Source organism: Burkholderia metallica (assembly GCF_001718555.1).
Taxonomy (GTDB): Bacteria; Pseudomonadota; Gammaproteobacteria; order Burkholderiales; family Burkholderiaceae; genus Burkholderia; species Burkholderia metallica.
The window spans coordinates 1,744,771-1,763,325 of sequence record NZ_CP013401.1; the positions used below are offsets into that span (position 1 = coordinate 1,744,771).

25 protein-coding genes are annotated in these 18,555 nt (G+C 63.9%); 17 read left to right on the forward strand and 8 right to left on the reverse strand.

Features of this window, described 5'->3' with window-relative positions:
* Positions 1–83 precede the first annotated feature (83 nt).
* Genes WJ16_RS07840 through WJ16_RS07860 form a run of 6 tightly spaced genes read left to right on the forward strand, consistent with a single transcriptional unit; the run spans position 84 to position 3,239 of the window.
* A complete protein-coding gene (locus tag WJ16_RS07840) occupies positions 84–1,556 on the forward strand; it encodes a hypothetical protein (protein WP_069256573.1) in 1,473 nt (490 codons plus the stop codon).
* A 1-nt stretch (position 1,557) separates the two neighbouring features.
* Positions 1,558–1,752 (forward strand): hypothetical protein, encoded by a 195-nt coding sequence (locus WJ16_RS34735; protein ID WP_157126740.1) that lies wholly within the window; start codon positions 1,558–1,560, stop codon positions 1,750–1,752.
* Entirely contained in the window at positions 1,745–2,080 is a 336-nt protein-coding gene (locus tag WJ16_RS07845) for a holin (RefSeq protein ID WP_069257995.1), read from the forward strand. The genes WJ16_RS34735 and WJ16_RS07845 overlap by 8 nt, the downstream gene beginning before the upstream one ends.
* Position 2,081: 1 nt before the next feature.
* Entirely contained in the window at positions 2,082–2,351 is a 270-nt protein-coding gene (locus WJ16_RS07850; protein ID WP_069256574.1) for a holin, read from the forward strand.
* Positions 2,344–2,763 (forward strand): glycoside hydrolase family protein, encoded by a 420-nt coding sequence (locus WJ16_RS07855; RefSeq protein ID WP_069256575.1) that lies wholly within the window; start codon positions 2,344–2,346, stop codon positions 2,761–2,763. Before WJ16_RS07850 ends, WJ16_RS07855 begins: the two co-directional genes overlap by 8 nt.
* Complete coding sequence (locus WJ16_RS07860; protein ID WP_069256576.1) at positions 2,760–3,239, forward strand: DUF2514 family protein; 480 nt, start codon at positions 2,760–2,762, stop codon at positions 3,237–3,239. The genes WJ16_RS07855 and WJ16_RS07860 overlap by 4 nt, the downstream gene beginning before the upstream one ends.
* Before the next feature lie 29 nt (positions 3,240–3,268).
* On the opposite strand, the gene WJ16_RS07865 is transcribed toward WJ16_RS07860, so the two are convergent.
* Positions 3,269–3,526: a hypothetical protein gene (locus WJ16_RS07865; RefSeq protein WP_069256577.1), complete on the reverse strand. Its 258-nt coding sequence runs from the start codon at positions 3,524–3,526 to the stop codon at positions 3,269–3,271.
* A gap of 83 nt (positions 3,527–3,609) precedes the next feature.
* On the opposite strand from WJ16_RS07865, the gene WJ16_RS07870 reads away from it, so the two are divergent.
* Positions 3,610–4,260: an SOS response-associated peptidase gene (locus WJ16_RS07870; protein WP_069256578.1), complete on the forward strand. Its 651-nt coding sequence runs from the start codon at positions 3,610–3,612 to the stop codon at positions 4,258–4,260.
* Positions 4,261–4,826: 566 nt separating this feature from the next.
* Here the strand turns inward: WJ16_RS07870 and WJ16_RS07875 are convergent.
* On the reverse strand, positions 4,827–5,345 hold the full coding sequence (locus WJ16_RS07875) for a VUT family protein (RefSeq protein WP_236858194.1): 519 nt from the start codon (positions 5,343–5,345) through the stop codon (positions 4,827–4,829).
* Positions 5,346–6,099: 754 nt separating this feature from the next.
* On the opposite strand from WJ16_RS07875, the gene WJ16_RS07880 reads away from it, so the two are divergent.
* On the forward strand, positions 6,100–6,615 hold the full coding sequence (locus tag WJ16_RS07880; protein ID WP_069256579.1) for a GNAT family N-acetyltransferase: 516 nt from the start codon (positions 6,100–6,102) through the stop codon (positions 6,613–6,615).
* Positions 6,616–6,690: 75 nt separating this feature from the next.
* Here WJ16_RS07880 and WJ16_RS07885 read toward each other — a convergent pair whose 3' ends face one another.
* Positions 6,691–7,155, reverse strand: a complete 465-nt coding sequence (locus tag WJ16_RS07885; RefSeq protein ID WP_069256580.1) for a plasmid fertility inhibition factor family protein — start codon at positions 7,153–7,155, stop codon at positions 6,691–6,693.
* Between the two features lie 323 nt (positions 7,156–7,478).
* Between WJ16_RS07885 and WJ16_RS07890 the strand changes: the two genes are divergently transcribed.
* Positions 7,479–7,901 (forward strand): hypothetical protein, encoded by a 423-nt coding sequence (locus WJ16_RS07890; protein WP_069256581.1) that lies wholly within the window; start codon positions 7,479–7,481, stop codon positions 7,899–7,901.
* 986 nt (positions 7,902–8,887) lie between these two features.
* Here the strand turns inward: WJ16_RS07890 and WJ16_RS07895 are convergent.
* Positions 8,888–9,631 (reverse strand): DUF695 domain-containing protein, encoded by a 744-nt coding sequence (locus WJ16_RS07895; protein WP_069256582.1) that lies wholly within the window; start codon positions 9,629–9,631, stop codon positions 8,888–8,890.
* A gap of 86 nt (positions 9,632–9,717) precedes the next feature.
* Between WJ16_RS07895 and WJ16_RS07900 the strand changes: the two genes are divergently transcribed.
* The 5 genes from WJ16_RS07900 to WJ16_RS07920 all read left to right on the forward strand — a co-directional run bounded on the left by WJ16_RS07900 (position 9,718) and on the right by WJ16_RS07920 (position 12,269).
* Positions 9,718–10,101 carry a VOC family protein gene (locus WJ16_RS07900; protein WP_069256583.1) on the forward strand — a complete coding sequence of 128 codons (384 nt, stop codon included), beginning with the start codon at positions 9,718–9,720 and terminating at the stop codon, positions 10,099–10,101.
* A gap of 47 nt (positions 10,102–10,148) precedes the next feature.
* Entirely contained in the window at positions 10,149–10,457 is a 309-nt protein-coding gene (locus WJ16_RS07905; RefSeq protein WP_069257997.1) for a phosphatidylserine/phosphatidylglycerophosphate/cardiolipin synthase, read from the forward strand.
* A 205-nt stretch (positions 10,458–10,662) separates the two neighbouring features.
* Positions 10,663–10,905 (forward strand): hypothetical protein, encoded by a 243-nt coding sequence (locus WJ16_RS07910; protein WP_069257998.1) that lies wholly within the window; start codon positions 10,663–10,665, stop codon positions 10,903–10,905.
* Positions 10,906–11,094: 189 nt separating this feature from the next.
* Positions 11,095–11,637, forward strand: coding sequence for an aspartyl-tRNA synthetase (locus WJ16_RS07915; protein WP_069257999.1), 543 nt, complete (start codon positions 11,095–11,097; stop codon positions 11,635–11,637).
* A gap of 158 nt (positions 11,638–11,795) precedes the next feature.
* Positions 11,796–12,269 carry a VOC family protein gene (locus tag WJ16_RS07920; RefSeq protein WP_069256584.1) on the forward strand — a complete coding sequence of 158 codons (474 nt, stop codon included), beginning with the start codon at positions 11,796–11,798 and terminating at the stop codon, positions 12,267–12,269.
* Positions 12,270–12,330: 61 nt separating this feature from the next.
* Here WJ16_RS07920 and WJ16_RS07925 read toward each other — a convergent pair whose 3' ends face one another.
* On the reverse strand, positions 12,331–13,302 hold the full coding sequence (locus tag WJ16_RS07925; protein WP_069256585.1) for a sensor domain-containing diguanylate cyclase: 972 nt from the start codon (positions 13,300–13,302) through the stop codon (positions 12,331–12,333).
* Positions 13,303–13,566: 264 nt separating this feature from the next.
* Between WJ16_RS07925 and WJ16_RS07930 the strand changes: the two genes are divergently transcribed.
* Positions 13,567–13,794 (forward strand): hypothetical protein, encoded by a 228-nt coding sequence (locus WJ16_RS07930; protein ID WP_069256586.1) that lies wholly within the window; start codon positions 13,567–13,569, stop codon positions 13,792–13,794.
* Between the two features lie 112 nt (positions 13,795–13,906).
* Here WJ16_RS07930 and WJ16_RS07935 read toward each other — a convergent pair whose 3' ends face one another.
* Positions 13,907–14,530 carry a phospholipase D family nuclease gene (locus tag WJ16_RS07935; protein ID WP_069258000.1) on the reverse strand — a complete coding sequence of 208 codons (624 nt, stop codon included), beginning with the start codon at positions 14,528–14,530 and terminating at the stop codon, positions 13,907–13,909.
* Positions 14,531–14,870: 340 nt separating this feature from the next.
* Positions 14,871–15,359: a winged helix-turn-helix transcriptional regulator gene (locus WJ16_RS07940; RefSeq protein WP_069256587.1), complete on the reverse strand. Its 489-nt coding sequence runs from the start codon at positions 15,357–15,359 to the stop codon at positions 14,871–14,873.
* Positions 15,360–15,528: 169 nt separating this feature from the next.
* Here WJ16_RS07940 and WJ16_RS07945 point away from each other — a divergent pair, with 169 nt between their 5' ends.
* Both WJ16_RS07945 and WJ16_RS07950 read left to right on the forward strand, forming a co-directional pair.
* On the forward strand, positions 15,529–15,966 hold the full coding sequence (locus WJ16_RS07945; RefSeq protein WP_034186970.1) for a PaaI family thioesterase: 438 nt from the start codon (positions 15,529–15,531) through the stop codon (positions 15,964–15,966).
* A gap of 147 nt (positions 15,967–16,113) precedes the next feature.
* A complete protein-coding gene (locus WJ16_RS07950) occupies positions 16,114–17,166 on the forward strand; it encodes an NADP(H)-dependent aldo-keto reductase (protein ID WP_069256588.1) in 1,053 nt (350 codons plus the stop codon).
* Positions 17,167–17,254: 88 nt separating this feature from the next.
* On the opposite strand, the gene WJ16_RS07955 is transcribed toward WJ16_RS07950, so the two are convergent.
* Positions 17,255–18,541 carry an MFS transporter gene (locus WJ16_RS07955; RefSeq protein WP_069256589.1) on the reverse strand — a complete coding sequence of 429 codons (1,287 nt, stop codon included), beginning with the start codon at positions 18,539–18,541 and terminating at the stop codon, positions 17,255–17,257.
* Positions 18,542–18,555: the final 14 nt, after the last annotated feature.

The following is an 18,555-nucleotide window of genomic DNA, read 5'->3' on the forward strand; positions in this document are numbered from 1 at the left end:
CTTGATTCCCCGAACCCCGCCCAGTGCGGGGTTTTTCAATTATAGGCTACCCGCTGTGGTGGCCTTTTTGCTTTGAGGTAGCAATGGCCTCCATCCTTCCGAACGGGAAAACACAATTCATTGATCAGAACGGGAAGCCGCTGGCCTATGGGACGGTCACGTTCTATGCACCAGGCACCACGACGAAGAAGGACACGTGGCAAGACCAGGCCATGACACAGCCGAACACGAATCCGGTTTCTCTGGATTCGCGCGGCCAGGCGACCATCTGGGGAACGGGCTCCTATCGCCAGGTTGTCACCGATCAATTCGGGGCCGTCATCTGGGATCAAGTCGTCTCCGAGATCACTGGCGTTCTCGGTGGGCCGAATGGCTCCAGTTCAGTTGGATTCATCCAGATTGGATCTGGCGCCGTGCAACGTACTGCGCAGGACAAGATGCGCGAGCCGGTCAGCGTGAAGGATTTCGGGGGAATCGGGGATGGCCTTGCAGATGAATCTGCGGCGTTCAATCTCGCTGCTTCGGCAGTTGGCGTGAACGGTCAAGTCGTCGTGCCCGAAGGCACTTGGAAGTTGCAAACGGCGCCGACCACCGCTGTCACGTGGCTGATCGATGCACAAGCGACTCTGACCGGCGCTGCCACCTTGTCGGGCCGCATCATGAAGTTCGGCAACGGTGGCGCCTCTTCGAAAGGCACGAAGATTGGCGCAGTGGCAACGTGGCTGGAACAGCTTCGACCCTTCACGGAGTCGATCGCCGAGATTGCGGTGCTGTCGACTATTGGCCAGATCGGCATCGTCGGCGCTTCCCGCACTTCCGACTTCGGGGTGGCGGGTTCGCAAGGCTGTATCGGCATCAGCGGTTACGCGAACAACAACAATACGACCGCAATTCAGACGGGATACGGCGGATATATCGAGGCACGTCGGCAGATCGGTGCAGGCATCACGCAAGGTCTCGAGATTGATATCGTCAATATGGGCGATACGGGCATCGTCTACCCGGGGAATGTCTATCCGGGAAACAACATGACGAGCGCCCTTTGGCTCGCGAGCGGTGGCGAAGTAGTCGGCGCACAGGGTGCATCGCTGGCCATCGGGATCATCGCCAACGGGAACAACTTCGACAAGGGCATCGTCATCCAGACCGGGGCTGTCCAGGTCAATTCTGGCGAGGCAGTGGCGGTTGCGCTCGGTTTCCAGAACGGCATCGTCTGGTACGACGGCAGTACCAACAAGGTCGCTCGGATTCGTAACGATGCGACGGCGGCCTCTTTCGGAATCGTCTTTTCGAACAGCACGCTCAACCTGCAGACAATGGCAGGTGCGAACGTGTTCACCATCGGAACGAACGGTGTCCTCAATATCGCGATCCCGGGCGGAGGCTATTACTTCGGCGGCACTCAGGTGGTTGCGGCTCGCCAAGGCGGATGGGGTACGTCTTCGGGCGGCAGCAAAGCGGCGTTCAACGCCGCAACTGCATCGCCAGCTCAAACTGCGGCAGCCGTCGCACAGCTCATCAACGACCTTTTCCTTCATGGACTCATCGGGGCATAACATGCAAAACGTCACCCTTACATTCACACCGGCTCAACTGAACGTCATCAATAAGGCTCTGATGCTCGCCCCGTACGGCGAGGCGGCTCCGGTAGTGAGCGATATCAATGCGCAGATCCAGGCGCAATTCGACAAGCGGCATGACGATGCGGAGCGCGTTACCGATGCAGCGCCGGCTGGAGAAAAGAATGGCTGAACCCACAACCAGCGTCCTCGCAGCGGCTGGTGCGCTACTGGCGAAAGTCATTCCGGGCGCTGTCGGCTCGCTGATCGCGCTGCGCTTCATCGGTGATGGACTGAGCGGCCGCCAGAAAGCCGTCTCGTTCGTCTCAGGCGCAGCCGTGTCGTACTTCATCGGTCCACTGATCGTCACGTGGTTCGGCATAAGTGACGGCGGCGCACAGCAGGCTGTCGGCTTCCTGATCGGCCTTTTCGGTCTGGCGATCACGAAAGAACTGTTCAAAGAAATCAACAATGCGGACTTCATCGGGGCCCTTAAACGTCGCTTCCTCGGGGGGCAATGACATGGTCTCGATCTTCGTATTGGCAAACCTCATCGTGCTTCTGTTCTGCATCTGGATCACCGTCACCGACGGAATTTCCACCGGCTGGTGGGGCACGCTCGGCTTCTCGGTCATCGGTGTGGCCGCAATGGGGAACGTCCTAAAGTCGGTGCGTATGGTCACCGCGATCGATATGCCGGAAACCGTGATGATGGTCGGCGTCGCCATCGTCTGCCTATGGGTCATGGGGCGCCGGGCTTACTGGTGGAAGAAGGAGCACAAGCATGGGTGATTTCGATCGCTCGGTTCTGATGGCCGAGCTCACGCGCGACGAAGGGCGACGCCTGAAACCGTACGTCGACACGGTCGGTAAGACGACTATCGGCGTCGGCCGCAATCTGACGGACGTTGGTATCAGTGACGCCGAGTGCGACGCGATGCTATCTAACGACATCGACCGAACGGTCTCATGGCTCGATCGCAACCTGCCGTGGTGGCGGCAGCTCGACCCGGTGCGCCAGCGCGTCGTCATCAACATGGCGTTCAACATGCAGGGCGGCTTGCTGACGTTCACGAACACGCTCGCGGCGATGAAGCGCGGCGACTATGAGGCGGCGGCTGACGGCATGATCGCGTCGAAGTGGGCCGGGCAGGTCGGCGCTCGAGCGACTCGGCTCGCGGCCATGATGCGGAGCGGGGCATGACGATCCTCGACCCACGCCTCTGGCTGGCCTTCATTGCCGCGCTCGCTATCACCGCCGGCGCCTGCTACTTCAAGGGGCACGCCGACGGCGTGCGTACGGTGACCGTCGCTGCGCAGAAAGCGCAGCTCGCCGCGGTGGATGCGGCCCGTGCCGAAGAACAACGCCGCACCGCGGCCCAATCGGAGATCGCAAAAGATGCGAACAAACAACGCACGGCCGCGCTCGCAGATGCTTTTGCTGCTCGTGCTGCCGCTGGCAGCCTGCAGCAGCGCGTCGACCAGCTCGTTGCAGCCGCCCGCCATCCCGCCGCTTCCGCCGGAAGCCCGGCAACCAGCGACGCCCTCGATCTGCTTGCCGACGTGCTCGGCCGCGCTGACGAGCGCGCGGGCGAAGTGGCAGAGTATGCTGACCGCGCCCGCATCGCCGGCCAGCAGTGCGAGCGCGACTACGACGCGCTGACGGTATCCGTACGCTGACCTGATTGCCCGCTTCCGTCGGCGCATACTCAGTCCTCGGCGTGCCTGGCTTCGTCCTGCAGAATCAGTCGTAACTTGTGGAGCGCCACGAGGTGGCCGCCGACGTCTTCCGACCAGACTTTCTGAACCGTTTGGCGCAGGTCCTCCGCATCTCGGAACTGGTAGCGGCATCGGGCGATTTCGAGGATCAGGCGCCGCACCTCATGGCCGTCCGGGTAACGACGCCACATCTCGCGCAGCTCGCAATTGGTCGGCGACTGGAAGGGCGGGAGGGGCTGGCGAAGCATTGGTAGGTGAAAAATGCTGTATGGATATACAGTGTATCGCGGGGTAAGATGGTCCCGTCAAGAACGAAAATAGGGGACGGTCTATGTGTACCAATTACCGCGCGCCTGGTGAGGAATCGGGCCTGAGCGAGTTGAAGATCGACAATTTCAGCGACCTGTACCGACGCGCGCCGTGGAAGGACGAGATCTGGCCAGACTATCTCGCGCCGATCGTGCGTGCGGCCGGAGACGGCGCGGAGTCCGTCGTCGCCAACTTCGGGATGATGCCGAAGGCATTCCAGCCAGCGGGGAAGAAGTTCATGACCGTCAACGCGCGGTCGGAGACAGTGGGTGAGAAGCCCGCGTATCGAACAGCTTGGCGCGCCGGCCAGCGCTGTCTGATCCCGGTGAAATGGGTCTATGAGCCGAACTGGGAGACAGGCAAGCACGTGCGCTACCGGATCGGAGTCGGCGACTGGCAACCGTATTGCGTTGCGGGAGTCTGGCGCGCGTGGCGTGGGGCGGACGGCGTAGAAACGCTCGCGATGGCGATGCTAACGGTGAACGCCGACGAGCACCCCGTGATGAAGCACATGCACCGGCTCGGCGACGAGAAGCGATCCGTCGTGATCCTGCGGGCGGCCGACTACGACGAGTGGCTGCACTCGTCGAGCGTCGAGGCGGCGCGCGCGATGCTCCAGCTCTATCCGGCCGACGAGATGGTGGCCGAAGCGGCACCGCCGAAGACGCCCTAATCGACCTTCAGGTTCGGACGGATGATCCATGACCTGAGTGCATGTCTCGCGGTCGATAGCTCAATCGTCCGCGGTGCGCTATGATCGTCCGGACGGGCGCGAATGGCGCGGCAGTTCGAGAGGGGCTGGGACCGGAAATTTTGTGGAACGAGGTCTGAAAAACGCCGGGTAATCAATGGCCGATTCGGCGCATGAATTCCACACGATCGGCTCGAACCCTTATCCAGCAAGGATTGACCACTAAGATTGTGATTCCTGTCGTCGTGGGTTCGAGTCCCATCAGCCACCCCAAAGAATTCTGAGCAGTATCAAGTCGTTGAAAACGGCACTGTCCCAAAAGGCAGTGCCGTTTTTGTTTTGGCATTCCCAAATCGGGAATGCCACGCCTCTTCACATGACGAGCGCTACCCGATCCTTGTGCTTTCCACTCAGCCGGTCAACGCCACGACGCTCCAGTTTCTGTTCCATGAAGAAGGAGCAGGGCGAATCGAGAATATCCCGAGCGTACTAAAACGAAACGCCGATTTCCCGGCAACGAATAACGCCCCCAAACGCTCAACCCATCCTCACTGATCGACCGCGTTGCTCGCCATCGTCGCTTGAGTCGTTCGCGCATTTCTAAAAACCACCCACGACCACAAAGCGCCGCCCGCCACTTTGGCGACGAATTGCAATGCGGCGATCGTCGGAAACACAGTGCCGAACGCAATGAGCGGAAAGATGACGGAGTCGACAGCCGCACCCGCGACGTTCGCACCGTTTGCGCGCGCCAGTATCGGAAAGCGACGTGCGAGTTGAAATACGACTGCACTCGCCATTGCTGCCGAACCGAACGCCACCAGAGATGCGACGGCGATTTCCTTCGCGGCGGGATTGAGCGCGTAACTGACGACGCCGGCGGCCGCGATCAATGCAAACATCCGCGACCAGAGCGCGCGTCCGCGCCAGTCGAGATGGAGCCGGTCGCGAATCGCGAGATCGAGTCCGATCAGCAGGAACGCGATGATCGGTGTAGCAGCCGGGCCAAAATGAGCAACCATCAGGTTCGCGACGGCGACCGCTGCGATGTAGATCAAGACGTACATGATTCCCCTGCAATAGAAAGTGCGCACTGCGTCGATTCGGAGCCGAAGTTTGCCATACATGTCCGATCGGACGGCCTGGTAAGCCATTACTCGCCGGCCGGAATAAATCCGGAACGATTGACTGAAGACCAGGGTCGGTCGCGACGAGAGATCGTCACCGTGCAGCCGGTTTCAGTCGAAGCATGTGCGACGCGACAGGGTATGGCCGCATCCGGTCGACGTGACGTGGCGAAGTTTCCTTTCCCGGCTAAGGTTCGGGTTCCCCGTGCCGTTATCTTTCATGGACAGCCCTCGTGCCTCGAATGCTGATCCGTGTTCTTGCCTGCTCGCGTTCCGCGCGAGCAGGCTTTTTTCGTTTGCGGCCGCCGTTTATCGGCTGAATGGCGGAATGGAACAGGGACTTGGCGCGAACCGACAGTGCGTCACGGTCTTTCACAGTCTTTCATTGACGTAAGGTATGCACTTCCTCGTGCCCTTATGCTTTGCAGGGCCGTTCGATCCCGACGACCGATGACGGTGTCGGGATTTTTTTTTGCCTGTATCCCGTTGCACTGGCAACGAGTTGCGCAGGCCGATCGTTCCTGAAAGACGTCGCATCGTTTGATTTCCCCAGGTCCGTTTCTCATCGCTCCCGGGCGGGCCGGCAGCGTCTCGTTCGAGTGTGACGGCGTTGCGCGATGCATGCCGCAACGCGGCGGTATAGTTTGCGTCGAGACGTCCCCGATCAAGCGACCAGCGCAAGGAATGACCACCGATGCCGGAAACACGAGCCACGCTGCGTGCCGCGACAGCGCACGATGCACACCATATCGCGCGCCTGCACACGCTGAGCTGGCAAACAGCATACAGCCACATCCTGCCGGCGGCCTACCTGTCCGACGAGGTGCCGACGGAACACGCGACCCGATGGCGGCAATATCTCGATCGCAATGAAAAGGAGTGGGGCCTCGTGCTGATCGCCGAGTTGAACGGTGAGCCCGTGGGCTTCGTCAGTGCCGAGCGCCCCGTCGATCCGGCGCTCGGCGTGCTGCTCGACTGCCTGCACGTCGATCCGTCGCATCACGGCAGCGGCACGGGCAAGCGCATGATCGAAGCCGTCCGCGCGTGGGCGCGAACGCTCGGCGTGGACACGGTCCATCTGAAGGTGCTGGAGGACAATGCGCGCGCGATCGGCTTCTATGAGCACAACGGCTGGCAACTGGCGCATATCGAGACGAGCCGCATTGGCCGGACGGAGGTCACCGACCGGATCTATACGATCCACGCATAGCGGCCACGCGGCCTTCGCGCGAACGGCCGCATCAGGTGCGGCCATCGCCGGGCGAACGCCGCACGTATACCCGCGTTACGCGCCGCAGTACCGCACGAGCAGATCTGCTTCCGTCTCGTGCACCTCGACGGGCAGCGTCGTGGCGCCTGCATGGGCAAGGTAGCGCGCGCGGTGCTGGCCGTTGCGGAACGACGCGACACCGACTTTCGACAGGCCGGGGATGCCGAGCAGCGTTCGCGTTCTCGTCTCGCGAAACGTGATGTACGGCATGTCCGGAATCCTGCCCTGTTCAGGATCGAGGAATTCGCGAATACCCGCGGCTTTTCCGGGTGCCCAGTACGGAACGGACGGCAGCACGTAGTCCGTCGTGTCGCGGTCGGCACATGCCAGCAGCTTTTTCAGATCGATCGTCACGACGCGGTGCCGAGTATCGTCGACGGAGAATACCCGCTTGAGGTGCGTATAGGCATAGGGGGTGTGCCCGGGAAGCTGGACGATCCAGACTTCTACACCATTTTGTCGTGCGCGGGCGAGTGCCATTGTTTCCTCTGGTGTTGCGTGCGGTCGTCCTGGCCGGAGTTTAGCAGTGCGTTTGCGGCGGCGAAGCGGAGCAATACGTGGAATAACAAACCCGAGCGACTCGCAGCGGAACCTGAACCGCGACCGAAAGCGCAGGGAGAACGGGGGGTAAATCGAATGCGGCCATGTGTCGGTGATCGATATCGACAGGTGACGAGAATATCGAGATACTACCCGCGGCAAGGAAGCGCCACGCGCGTTTCATCGAAGATTCACACTGTGTCGCGACATCCGGCACGCGCGGATCGTCATAAAAAGAGAGGGCAGGTTGACCGGAGCAAACCATGTCGTCAAAACTTGAGATCGAGTACGGCGATTACTGTTTCACCGCGACGCTCGAAATCCGGGAATCCGGTCGGACAGCCGTTGTCGATTGGCATCTCGAATCCGCTTCGCGAAGCAAAACGCCTGCATGGGTCGTATTCGACCGCTTTCTCGAGCGGCACGATTTCGTCGACGAAGAAGATGCACGTGCCCATATCGTCGACTGGCTCGAGCGGCTGGCCGATCCGAGATCGGGTGCTTCCGTCGAAATGGCGAACGCGAAGGGGGTCGCTGCCGGCGCGGTGGCGGCAGGCGCATCGGCCGCGTCAGCCGAGTCGACAGGGTCGACCTCATCGGCCACCGAAATCGTCGGCGAAACCATCATGGACATCGCCGACGATCTCGACTGGATCGACATGATTGCGGAGTGGTTTTTCAACTAAACGTCACGATGACGAAACCCGGTTGCCATGACGCCAGTTCTTGTGTCTGCGAAACGCGGTTTCGAAAAAATAGACGCAGAAAAGTGAATCGAGAAGTGTGCCGCCCGGAAAAATAGAATGATCCTGCTTTGACATCCGTCTCGACTTACCGGAAACTCGGCCCGGGCCTGAAAATATTTACTTGAATCAAAACAAAATCAAATTCCGGACATGAAAAAGTGTCGCTCACGAGCTGACACGTCATAGTGCAGTGCTGTACGAACAAATACTCGATCGATTTTTCGCTAACAAGGATAGCGAGACATATCACGACATCGTCGATATGCGCCGGACATCTCGGCGCTGTGCTGGCATTGCCGTACCGCAATTCGATCAACACGTTGGCTGACGGGTTCATCGCGCAAAACACGAAGATCTCGGGAAAGGCCGTGCGCGTGTTCGCGATGCTCGTTACGTTTGGCTGCCGACGATGGGATGTCGATCGGGGCGATGCTGGTCGCTTGTCTTCGTGATGAAGCTCACAGGCCGCGGATTTCTCGCTCGGCCGCGCCGTGATCCGCGCGGCATGCGGGCAGGCTGGTTGCCTCGGTATTGTCACCAAAGGGTGAGTTGCCGCACAGACCGATGCGCGGCGCACGCTCACAATTTGACCGGTTGACCGTTCTTCCCCGGCCCGGTCAACCGTTTCCCCGCTCGCTCGCGCAGGAGCGGGGCTTTTTGCCCGATCGACGCGGGAAGGCTGCGTCGACGGAACCGGACAGGCGTTCGGCGGGCAGCGCAATCGCACCGGTTGCGCGCCCCGGCATGCGCTCGCCTGATCCGCACGAATCGCCGATCGCTTTCCTCGTGCCTGAGCGAACCCTCAGGCCCATCGCCGGCTTCGGCCGGCGATGCCTTGTTCCCGGCGGCGCGCCGCAATGCCGCCGGGATATTTTTTGCGCGGAATGCATTGCTTCACGTCGTACCCGACGGGCACGTCGACCCGTTCAGCGCGCCTGTTCGACGCTGGTTTCCCATCCGTCGTAGGTCCCTCCGAACGAACGTGCCTCGCGATTGATCGCGACCGTATGGCGCGTGATGTCGGCCAGCGCCATGGTGCCTTCGTGCGAAAACCGTACGGCCGACTTGCCGTCCTCGGTCGGTGCAACCGATTCGACCGGATAGCCTTTCGCTTCGGCCCAGTCCGCGAACTGATGCGCGTCGCTCGGATCGGGGAAGTACGCCCAATGCATCACGCGCCGGCTGACGTCGCCGGCGTCGCCTTTCTTTCGCAATTCATCGAGTACGCGCATGTCGCGCATGATCTGCCAGTCGTCGTCGGTCGGGTAGAGCGTTTGCCAGTACGCTTCCTTGTCCCGATCGTCCTGATGCGCGTACTGCAATGCGTAGGTCGTCTGATCGGCCAGTGCGTCGACGATCTCCGCCGCCGCTTCTTCGTCGAACGGCACGTAAAAAAGAAAGTCCCGATGGCCGTCGACGGTGATGCGGCCAACCTGCACACCTCCTTTCGCGGCGATCGTGGCGTCGAGCAGATCCTCGATCGTCGCGAGGTCGGTGAATTCGTCGCCGGTCGGCAGGCCTTCCGCCGTCGGATGCGCGAAGGGGACGCGCACGCTGAGCAGCGACGTGCGCGGATCGCCTTCCGCGATGTCCGCAAAGGCGTGATTGAAGCTGATGAAAGCCTGATGGTCGCCCATTCTGGCAGGGAAGGTTCCCCAGGCGTCGGTCATGTGTTTCTCCCGTTCACGATTGTCTGTTGACGGTTGTAAAGCGTCCCAATGTATCATCGAAAATCGCGTTGACCGGAGAAGCGCACATGATCGCGAGCCTGGGCATCCTGGTGCCGGTCGAGGCCGATCGCTTTCGGGCCGTGGTGGATTTCTACCGTTCGGCGCTTGCGCTGCCGGTGCATGCCGAAGGCGTGTCGGCGGCGGGAAATCCGTGGCATCGCTTTGTCGTGAGCGGCGTGACGCTGACCGTTCACACGGGCAGCGGCGGCGCGTTTCCGTACCCGGAGTTTCGTCCGACCGGCCACGGTATCGCGCTGGCGATCGAAGTGGCGCATGTGTCGGAAGCCGTCGCGCGGCTCGAATCGTGCCGCGTCGCCGTCCTGAACGAGTGGGACTACGGCGACGGCACGGTCGCGATTTCCGTGGCGGACCCGGCGGGAAACGTCTGCGAGATCTGGGGCCGCCCGTGACCGTGCATCGGTGCGGCCGGCCGCAAAATCATTCCAAGGAGATGCCGATGTCGATGTTTGCGGTGAATGGCGTACGAATCGATCTGCTCAGCGCGCGCGTGACGCACGTGCGGTGGGCGGCCGTGAATCCGGCCGACCGGTCGTGGGCGGCGACGCCGAGCGAGGCGCCGGTGGCGGACGTGGCGCGCGCGCTCGCGTCCGGCAGCGATGTCCGCGCGGTCTTCTCGGCATCGGAGACCACCGCGATCGGGCCCAAGTTGAAGCGCGTGCTGTATCGCGATGCGTCGGAAGGCATCGAACTCGACATCGATGCAACGAACGAGTCGCGCACGCTGCGCGACCTGCCGCAAATCTGACCGGTGCGGCATGCGAGGGCGAGCGCGAGCGGCCGCCGCAGGGATGGCGGCATCCGGCCGAATGGCCGATCGCACGACGTCGATCGCGAGGAGTAGTATGGGGCGATCATCCTGCTGCATTGCCGGTTGCCTCGAACGGTCCGACGGGTCACGCGGTTTCGGCGAACCGTTACCGGAAGCGAATATCGCAAACGCGTACGAGATCATGTCCAGACCGCTCATCGCCCCGTTGGCATCCGTTCTTTGTCTGGCACTGTCGGCGTGCCAGACCGCGTCCGGGCCCCCTTCGTTGCCGTCGCCCGACACCGCGTCCACAGCCGCGGCCGTGCCGGCATCGTCGCCGGCCGCGCCGATCCGCGGCGTCGGCCTGGCGCCGCATCTGGCCGGGCAGAGCCACTGGACCATCGGTCAATGCACGACCAACGGCACCGTCAAGGTGTGCAACTGAAATGATCGATGCCGATGTCGATCGCACGCTGCGCGTTACGCGATGGCGCACGCGTATCGCCGTTGCCGTGCGGCGATGCGTACCTTCGTCGATCGTGCCCGATCCCCGTCGGCAAGCGTTCCGTCCCGGCGCGCACATAGGGTGTCCGGCTTCGACGGCCCGGCCGCCGTCGCAATGAACGATCGGACGATGGACGACGAACGCGAAACCACCGAATCCGGCTGGCACATCGATCCCGTCGCGGGGACGGTCGCCGGCCGGTTGCCGGTGACGCTGGCGGTCGACAGCCGGAGCCTGAAACGCAGGGCGATCGCGTGCGCGGTGCTGGCTGCGGCGATGCTGTGCATTTACGCCGCTGCTCCGGCGCTATGGCCGGTGGCGGCACTCGCGGCGTTGCTGGCGCTGGCGGGGGTGGCCTTCTTCGTGTCGTCGCGGCGCAGGATGGCGCTGCACGTCGACGAGACGGGCTTCAAGCTGACCGGGGCCGTACGCGAACAACCCGTCACGCGATGGCGCGACGTCACCGAATTCCGGATCGTCAGCGTGGCCGGAAATCGTTACATCGGCTACCAGTTCTCGATGCATTCATCGCGCACCCGCGTGCCGGGCGGCGTGATGCTGCCGATCGCCCGGTTCGAGGGGCTGCCGCTCGACGCGGTGGCCGGCTTGCTGGAGGCATGCCGGCGGCAATTCGGCACGCCGGACAGCGAAGTCGACCGAACGGGCCGATGACGCGCGAGGCGGGAGCCGCGCCCCCGATACACGAGAAACAAACAAATGTCGGGCGTCGTGTCGATTTCGGCCGGGGTCGTCCGTCGTAGCATCGGAGGCGTGCGCATCGCGCGTCCGTCCCGATTCCGATACGACCACCGACCGAAGGAGCGACACCCATGTCCACATCCGTCAAACCGATCCCGGAAGGGATGCGCACGCTGACGCCGCACCTGATCTGCGCCGACGCAACGGCAGCCATCGATTTCTACAAGCGTGCGTTCAATGCAAGCGAACAGTTTCGCCTGGCGATGCCCGACGGCCGGCTCGCGCACGCATGCCTCGTGATTGGCGATTCGACACTGATGCTGGTGGATGAAATGCCCGAGCACGGCGCGCTCGGGCCGAAGGCACTGAAAGGCACGCCGGTCTGCCTGCACCTGTACGTGCCGGATACCGACGCGGCGATCGCGAAAGCGGTCGCGGCCGGCGCGACGGTCACGATGCCGGCCGCCGACATGTTCTGGGGCGATCGCTACGGGCAGGTCGAGGATCCGTTCGGCCATCGCTGGTCGCTCGCGACGCATCAGCGCGACCTGACGCCCGAGCAGATTGCCGAGGCGATGGCCAGCGCGCCACCGTGCGGAAGCTGACGCAGCCGCGCAACCGTGGCTGTACCGGCAGGGCGGCTGCAGGCGCGCGCGTGGCCAGTGCTTACGCGCCGGCCGCCTTGCCGCGCTGCTTGTGCTCGTACATCCGCTGATCGGCCGTTGCGAGCAGGTCGGTCACGTCGCGAGGGTGCGCGGGATCGTAGTCGACGTACCCGACGCTGAACCGGATGTCGTAGCCGCGTGCGTCGGCCGCATTGCGCCGCGCGAGCGCCTGCGTCACGCGCTCGACCGGCTCGGCGACGCTGGTCGGATCGGTGTTGCTCAGCAGCACGACGAACTCGTCGCCGCCCAGCCGGGCGATCACGTCGCTATCGCGCAGCGCGCCCGTCAGCGTTTCGGCGAATGCCTTGAGCGCGTGGTCGCCTTCGGCATGGCCGAAGCGGTCGTTGATCGACTTGAATTCGTTCAGGTCGAAGAACAGCAGTACCGCGTGACGGTCGACGCGATCGCACAGGCTCAGCACGTGGCGGGCGAGAATTTCGAAGCCGCGCCGGTTCGTCAGCTGGGTGAGTTCGTCGGTGGTCGCGAAATGCAGGGCGGCGATCTCGCGCTCGGTCATGTGGGCGAGATCGCCGAGCAGCGCGAGTTCGTCGGGTTCGAGCGAGCGCGGCCGCGTGTCGATCAGGCACAGCGTGCCGATGGGCGCGCCGTTCGGTGCCGTGATCGGCCGGCCCGCGTAGAACCGGATGCCGGGCGCGCCGGTGACGAGCGGGTTGTCGTGGAAGCGGTTGTCGTTCAGCGCATCCTGGATCACCATCGTATTGCCCGCGAGCAATGCATGCGCGCAAAACGATACGTCGCGCGACGTTTGCGCGACGTCGAGCCCCGCATGGCTCTTGAACCACTGTCGATCGTCGTCGACGAGACTGACGAGTGCGATCGGTACGTCGAACAGCCTGCGTGCAAGACGCGTCAGGCGGTCGAAGCGCTCCTCGGGCGGCGTGTCGAGGATCGAGAGCGAATGAAGCGTATCGAGCCGGGCCGCCTCGTTGGCCGGTTTCGGTGCGATTTGCATGGGCCTTGTCGTTGTCCCGGCTGCGAAGCCGGTCATGGGATCGGATGCCGGACAGTATCGCGCATTGTCCGGCGGATCGCTACGTCGCGAATCCGGGCACGTGCCGTTTCGGCGCGACGTGGATCGATGCAGAAGCGGTGAGAAGCGGGTGCCATGGGCGCGCGTTTCGTCGCGATGCGCAATCGGATGCGCGATGCCTCAAGCTGCCCCGGCGCAATGCCGTAAACAGGACGAGTCCAATCGTTCATCGTCCTTCATCACACCATGGTTCGAATCCTGTACGCGGGCTACCTCGCGTTTGCGCTGTATCTCCTTTATCCGATGGTTCAGACCACGCTGGCATTCGGCGTCGTGTGTGTGGGCAACGTGCTGCCGGGCGGCGCCCGCGACTTGTCGACCGCTTCGGCGAGCGGCGTGGACGGCCATGCGAATCGATGCGCGCCGACGACGCAGGCCGGTGTCGCGACCGGACGGGCGCCCGAAATCCGTTGAGCGCAGGAGCGCGCCGCACTGGCCATTCGGCCGAATTGAACGTCGCGCCGCGCTCGCCGATCATCCGTATCACGGCGGATCGAACCCGGGCGCGGGTGCCGCGCGGCGTACGTCAGTAGCTGGAGCGGTACGGCGCGCCCTGGTCGAAGCGGCTTTGCCAGTGCGTGAGGTAGCGCGACGCGAGTTGCGGGTTGTTCCACACCACGACGACGTTCTCGGAGTTGCGGCTGGCCGCCGACGCACTGTAGTTGAACGAACCCGTTTCGACGTGTTCGGCGTCGATCACGAGGTACTTGTCGTGATGGATCGCATAGGTGTCGATGGTGCGCGTGGGGATCCCGGCATTGACGAGCAGGTTCAGCGCCTGCTTGCTGCTCTTCGCGCGGTTGCCCTTGTCGTCGACGACCACCGCGACATTCACGCCGCGCCGCTTGGCGGCGAGCAGTGCGCGCGTGACGGGCGGCGACGTGAACGAATAGGCGGCGACACGGATCGAGCTGCGTGCGGTGCCGATCGCTTTGAGCACGAGCGCTTCGGCGCCGCCGTCCGGCGAAAACGCCGATTCCACGACCTGTGTCGCGGGGGCTTCGTGAGTGGGGGCCGGCAGCCATTGCGCGACGAAGTCGATCGCCTGCTGGAGCAGCGATTCGCTTTGCGTCTTGCCGAAGGCGGCGAACGGTGTGGCGAGCAGGGAAGCGGCGAGACAGGCAGCGGCGAGGCGATTGCGCGACAACATCTTGGACAGCGAACAATTTCGAGACAGCGGGCCGTGAGTGTAACGCACACGCTGCGGTGCGGTCACGTGCGGATGAGACGGGAGACGCATCGCGATGACCGGCGAAGGCGGGAGCGGTGACGCAAAGTTGCGTTGCGCGAGGTCGGCGTACGCGATCGGCTTCGTCAGCAGGTGGAGGCGATGGCAGCGCACGATCGTGCGTGTGGTGGGGGTGCAATAGCAGCGCGCAAGCGATGCGCGAGTTCAGCCGGACGGACTCGATGCGGCCCGCGACGGCAGCGCGAGCGCGACTGACGATCCGTGTGCGTCAAGCGCTCATTCATGGAGGCACGACGCTGCGTCAATCCTCGTTCGCAGGCGTTCTTGCCGCGTCCGCCGCGATCCATCCCGGGCCACGCTCCGGCAGCACGTCGCGTGCGTCGAGCGGTTCGCCGCATGCCGAGCACACGGTGACCGCATGCATCAGATGGCCGCAGGTACGGTGGCGCAACTGCACCGGTGGCCCCTGGCCGTCATCTTTCCAGCGGTCGCCCCACGCCGTCAGCGCAAGCAGGGTCGGATAGAGGTCGAGGCCCTTGTCCGTCAGCCGGTATTCGAAACGCGGCGGACGTTCCTGGTACGCGTGCTTGGCCAGCACGCCTTCATCGACGAGCCGCGCGAGCCGTTCGGCCAGCACATGGCGCGTCAGGCCGAGCTGGGTCTGGAACGCGTCGAAGCGGCGGCAGCCGAGGAATGCATTGCGGAGGATCAACATGGTCCAGCGGTCGCCGAGCACGGCAAGCGTGCGCGCGATCGAACAGTTCAGCGTGCCGATGTCATCCCATTTCATCGTCGAGTCTCTCGCAGTGGTTCGGCAGAGTAGTGGGTTCGATTATAGAACCCGCCTTCGGTTGCAATGGCGCCTGCTGCATTGACAACGGCCGTCCTCGTTGTCAATAATCAGTTCCAATTTGGAACTTACAAGCGCACGGACGCGCTTTCACCCCGGAGACAACCCGATGAACCCGCTTTCCCTGTCTGGTCTCGATCTACTGCGCGCAGCGGTATCGGGCGATGCACCGCTCGCGTCGATTTCCGAGACGATTCCGATGCGTCCGCTCGACGTCGAGCTCGGTTACGTGAAGTTTTCGGCGCGGGCGGACGGCCGGCACCTGAATCCGCTCGGCGGCGTACACGGCGGATTCGCCGCGACGGTGCTCGATTCGGTCACCGGGTGCGCGGTGCATTCGATGCTCGACGCGGGCGTCGGCTACGGCACGGTCGACCTGCATGTGAAGATGCTGCGGCCCGTACCGCGTGACGTCGACCTGGTGGCGGAAGGGCGTGTGATTCATCTGTCGCGTTCGCTGGGCGTGGCCGAGGGCACGCTGAAGACGCCGGACGACAAGATCGTCGCGCATGCGTCGGCAACCTGTTTCATCCAGCGGCCGCAGTAACGGCGGGCGGCGACGCGATCGTCCGGGCACGCCCGTGCGCCGCGTTCCCGGCGCCGAAGGCCGCCTGTAAGCGTACGCGGCGCCCGTCTGAAGCAGTCGCTTCAATGTGATAGCGTTCCTGCTTTCCACCGACGCGACAGGAACAGCATGGAATACCGCACACTCGGCGATTCGGGCATCGAGGTCAGCCTGATCGGCCTCGGCACGATGACGTGGGGCGAGCAGAATTCGGAGCGCGACGCGCACGAGCAGATCGACTACGCGATCGCGCAGGGCGTGACGCTGATCGACGCCGCGGAGATGTATCCGGTGCCGCCGAAGCCCGACACGCAGGGCCGCACCGAGCAGTACATCGGCACGTGGCTCGCGCAGCATCGCGCGCAGCGCGAGCGCATCGTGCTCGCGACGAAAATCGCGGGGCCGGCGCGGCAGCCGCACAATCCGCGTCACATTCGCGGCGAAGGCAACCAGTTCGACCGCAAGAACCTGACCGAAGCGCTCGACGGCAGCCTCAAGCGCCTGCAGACCGACTACGTCGATCTCTACCAGCTGCACTGGCCCGACCGCAGTACGACGACGTTCGGCCGTCCTGCGTATCCGTGGGTCGACGACGCCTATACGGTGCCGATCGAGGAAACCCTCGGCGTGCTCGCGGAATTCGTGAAGGCCGGCAAGGTGCGCGCGATCGGCGTGTCGAACGAAACGCCGTGGGGCGTCGCGCAGTTCCTGCGCGCGGCCGAGACGCTCGGGCTGCCGCGCATCGCGAGCATCCAGAACCCGTACAGCCTGCTGAACCGCACGTTCGAAAACGGCCTGTCGGAATTCACGCATCGCGACGGCGTCGGCCTGCTCGCCTATTCGCCGCTCGCGTTCGGCTGGCTGTCCGGCAAGTACGAGAACGGCGCGCGTCCGGCCGGCGCTCGCATCACGCTGTTCGAGCGCTTCCAGCGTTACAGCAAGCCGCAGGCGGTCGAGGCGACGTCGCGCTACGTGGCGCTCGCGCGGCGTCACGGGATGTCGCCCGCGCAGCTTGCGCTGGCGTTCGTCAACAGCCGGCCCTTCACGCGCAGCAACCTGGTCGGCGCGACGTCGCTCGAGCAGTTGAAGGAGAACATCGGCAGCGTCGACGTGAAGCTGTCCGACGAGATCCTCGCCGAGATCGACGCGCTGCACGAACTGCAGCCGAACCCGGCGCCCTGACCGGAACCGGGCAGGACCCGGTCCGGCGCGGCCGCGATGCCGCGCCGGACCGCACCGGCGGCGCATCGCTGCGCCGTCGTTTCTTCCGTTATCGCATCTTGAGCCGGGTGCGCGCGACGAACAGCGCGGCGAGACTCAGCAGCGCGCAGCCCATCAGGTAGAGCGCCGGCGACAGCCGGTTGCCGGTCGCGCTGATCAGCCAGGTGATGACGAACGGCGCGAAGCCGCCGAACAGCGTGACCCCCGTGTTGTAGCTGACCGCGAGGCCCGTCGCGCGCGTCTGCGACGGGAACAGCTCGGCCATCAGCGCCGGCAGCGCGCCGCAGTACATCGCCTTCAGCGCACCGATCCAGACCAGGGCGGCCATCATCGTGGCGAACGACGCATGGCGCGTGAGCCACGCGAACGTCGGGTACACGGTGACGAGCATCAGGACCGCCGCGACCGCCATCATGCGAATCCGCCCGGTGCGATCGGACAGGTGGCCGACGACCGGCGTGACGAGGGTGAGCACGAAACCGGTCGCGAGCGTCGCCGCGAAGCCCGTCGACGCGGGCAGCCCGAGCTGCTTGATCGCATAGGTCGGCATGTACAGCACCATGTAGTTGATCGCGGTCGAAATCACGAGCGCGCCGATCGACAGCAGCAGCCGCAGCTTCTGATCGGCGAACAGTTCGCGCACGGGGGCTTCCGAGCGCGCCTGCGTCTTGAATTCGACGCCTTCGTCGACGTAGCGGCGGATGTACAGCCCGATCGGGCCGATCGCGAGCCCGAACAGGAACGGTACGCGCCAGCCCCAGCTTTCGAGTTGCGCGGTCGTCAGCGTGGCGGTAAGCAGCGCGCCGAAGCCCGATGCGAGCAGCGTCGCCAGGCCCTGGCTCGCGAACTGCCAGCTCGACATGAAACCGCGCCGCTGCGGCGCGTGCTCGACGAGGAACGCGGTGGAGCTCGCGAATTCGCCGCCCGCGGAAAAGCCCTGCATCAGCCGCGACAGCATGATCCCGAGCGGCGCGAGTAGGCCGATCGATGCGTAGGTCGGCATCAGCGCGATCAGCAGCGTGCCGACCATCATCATCGCGATCGACAGCAGCAGCGACGCCTTGCGGCCCGCGCGGTCCGCGTAGGCGCCGAGCACGAAGCCGCCGATCGGCCGGATCAGGTACGACAGCCCGAACGTGCCGAGCGTGAGCATCAGCGACGTCGCTTCGCTCGTCGCGGGAAAGAACAGCTTGGCGATCGTCACCGCGAAGAAGCCGTAGACGATCAGGTCGAACCATTCGAGCGCGTTGCCGATCGACGCCGCGAAGATGATGCGCCGGATTTTCGCGGCGCTGGGGCGCGTGGCGTCCTGCGAGGTCAGGGTGGTCGTATTCATCGTGTATGCAGGTC

Coding starts and splice junctions, on each gene's coding strand:
- WJ16_RS07945 (WP_034186970.1), top strand. CDS start 15,529: ATGAACCCGCTTTCCCTGTCTGGTCTCGATCTACTGCGCGCAGCGGTA.
- WJ16_RS07930 (WP_069256586.1), top strand. CDS start 13,567: ATGGTTCGAATCCTGTACGCGGGCTACCTCGCGTTTGCGCTGTATCTC.
- WJ16_RS07850 (WP_069256574.1), top strand. CDS start 2,082: ATGGTCTCGATCTTCGTATTGGCAAACCTCATCGTGCTTCTGTTCTGC.
- WJ16_RS07940 (WP_069256587.1), bottom strand. CDS start 15,359: ATGAAATGGGATGACATCGGCACGCTGAACTGTTCGATCGCGCGCACG.
- WJ16_RS07895 (WP_069256582.1), bottom strand. CDS start 9,631: ATGACCGACGCCTGGGGAACCTTCCCTGCCAGAATGGGCGACCATCAG.
- WJ16_RS07900 (WP_069256583.1), top strand. CDS start 9,718: ATGATCGCGAGCCTGGGCATCCTGGTGCCGGTCGAGGCCGATCGCTTT.
- WJ16_RS07910 (WP_069257998.1), top strand. CDS start 10,663: ATGTCCAGACCGCTCATCGCCCCGTTGGCATCCGTTCTTTGTCTGGCA.
- WJ16_RS07855 (WP_069256575.1), top strand. CDS start 2,344: ATGGGTGATTTCGATCGCTCGGTTCTGATGGCCGAGCTCACGCGCGAC.
- WJ16_RS07905 (WP_069257997.1), top strand. CDS start 10,149: ATGTCGATGTTTGCGGTGAATGGCGTACGAATCGATCTGCTCAGCGCG.
- WJ16_RS07935 (WP_069258000.1), bottom strand. CDS start 14,530: ATGTTGTCGCGCAATCGCCTCGCCGCTGCCTGTCTCGCCGCTTCCCTG.
- WJ16_RS07955 (WP_069256589.1), bottom strand. CDS start 18,541: ATGAATACGACCACCCTGACCTCGCAGGACGCCACGCGCCCCAGCGCC.
- WJ16_RS07920 (WP_069256584.1), top strand. CDS start 11,796: ATGTCCACATCCGTCAAACCGATCCCGGAAGGGATGCGCACGCTGACG.
- WJ16_RS07840 (WP_069256573.1), top strand. CDS start 84: ATGGCCTCCATCCTTCCGAACGGGAAAACACAATTCATTGATCAGAAC.
- WJ16_RS07950 (WP_069256588.1), top strand. CDS start 16,114: ATGGAATACCGCACACTCGGCGATTCGGGCATCGAGGTCAGCCTGATC.
- WJ16_RS07845 (WP_069257995.1), top strand. CDS start 1,745: ATGGCTGAACCCACAACCAGCGTCCTCGCAGCGGCTGGTGCGCTACTG.
- WJ16_RS07880 (WP_069256579.1), top strand. CDS start 6,100: ATGCCGGAAACACGAGCCACGCTGCGTGCCGCGACAGCGCACGATGCA.
- WJ16_RS07890 (WP_069256581.1), top strand. CDS start 7,479: ATGTCGTCAAAACTTGAGATCGAGTACGGCGATTACTGTTTCACCGCG.
- WJ16_RS07870 (WP_069256578.1), top strand. CDS start 3,610: ATGTGTACCAATTACCGCGCGCCTGGTGAGGAATCGGGCCTGAGCGAG.
- WJ16_RS07865 (WP_069256577.1), bottom strand. CDS start 3,526: ATGCTTCGCCAGCCCCTCCCGCCCTTCCAGTCGCCGACCAATTGCGAG.
- WJ16_RS07925 (WP_069256585.1), bottom strand. CDS start 13,302: ATGCAAATCGCACCGAAACCGGCCAACGAGGCGGCCCGGCTCGATACG.
- WJ16_RS07860 (WP_069256576.1), top strand. CDS start 2,760: ATGACGATCCTCGACCCACGCCTCTGGCTGGCCTTCATTGCCGCGCTC.
- WJ16_RS07915 (WP_069257999.1), top strand. CDS start 11,095: ATGGACGACGAACGCGAAACCACCGAATCCGGCTGGCACATCGATCCC.
- WJ16_RS07885 (WP_069256580.1), bottom strand. CDS start 7,155: ATGGCACTCGCCCGCGCACGACAAAATGGTGTAGAAGTCTGGATCGTC.
- WJ16_RS07875 (WP_236858194.1), bottom strand. CDS start 5,345: ATGTACGTCTTGATCTACATCGCAGCGGTCGCCGTCGCGAACCTGATG.
- WJ16_RS34735 (WP_157126740.1), top strand. CDS start 1,558: ATGCAAAACGTCACCCTTACATTCACACCGGCTCAACTGAACGTCATC.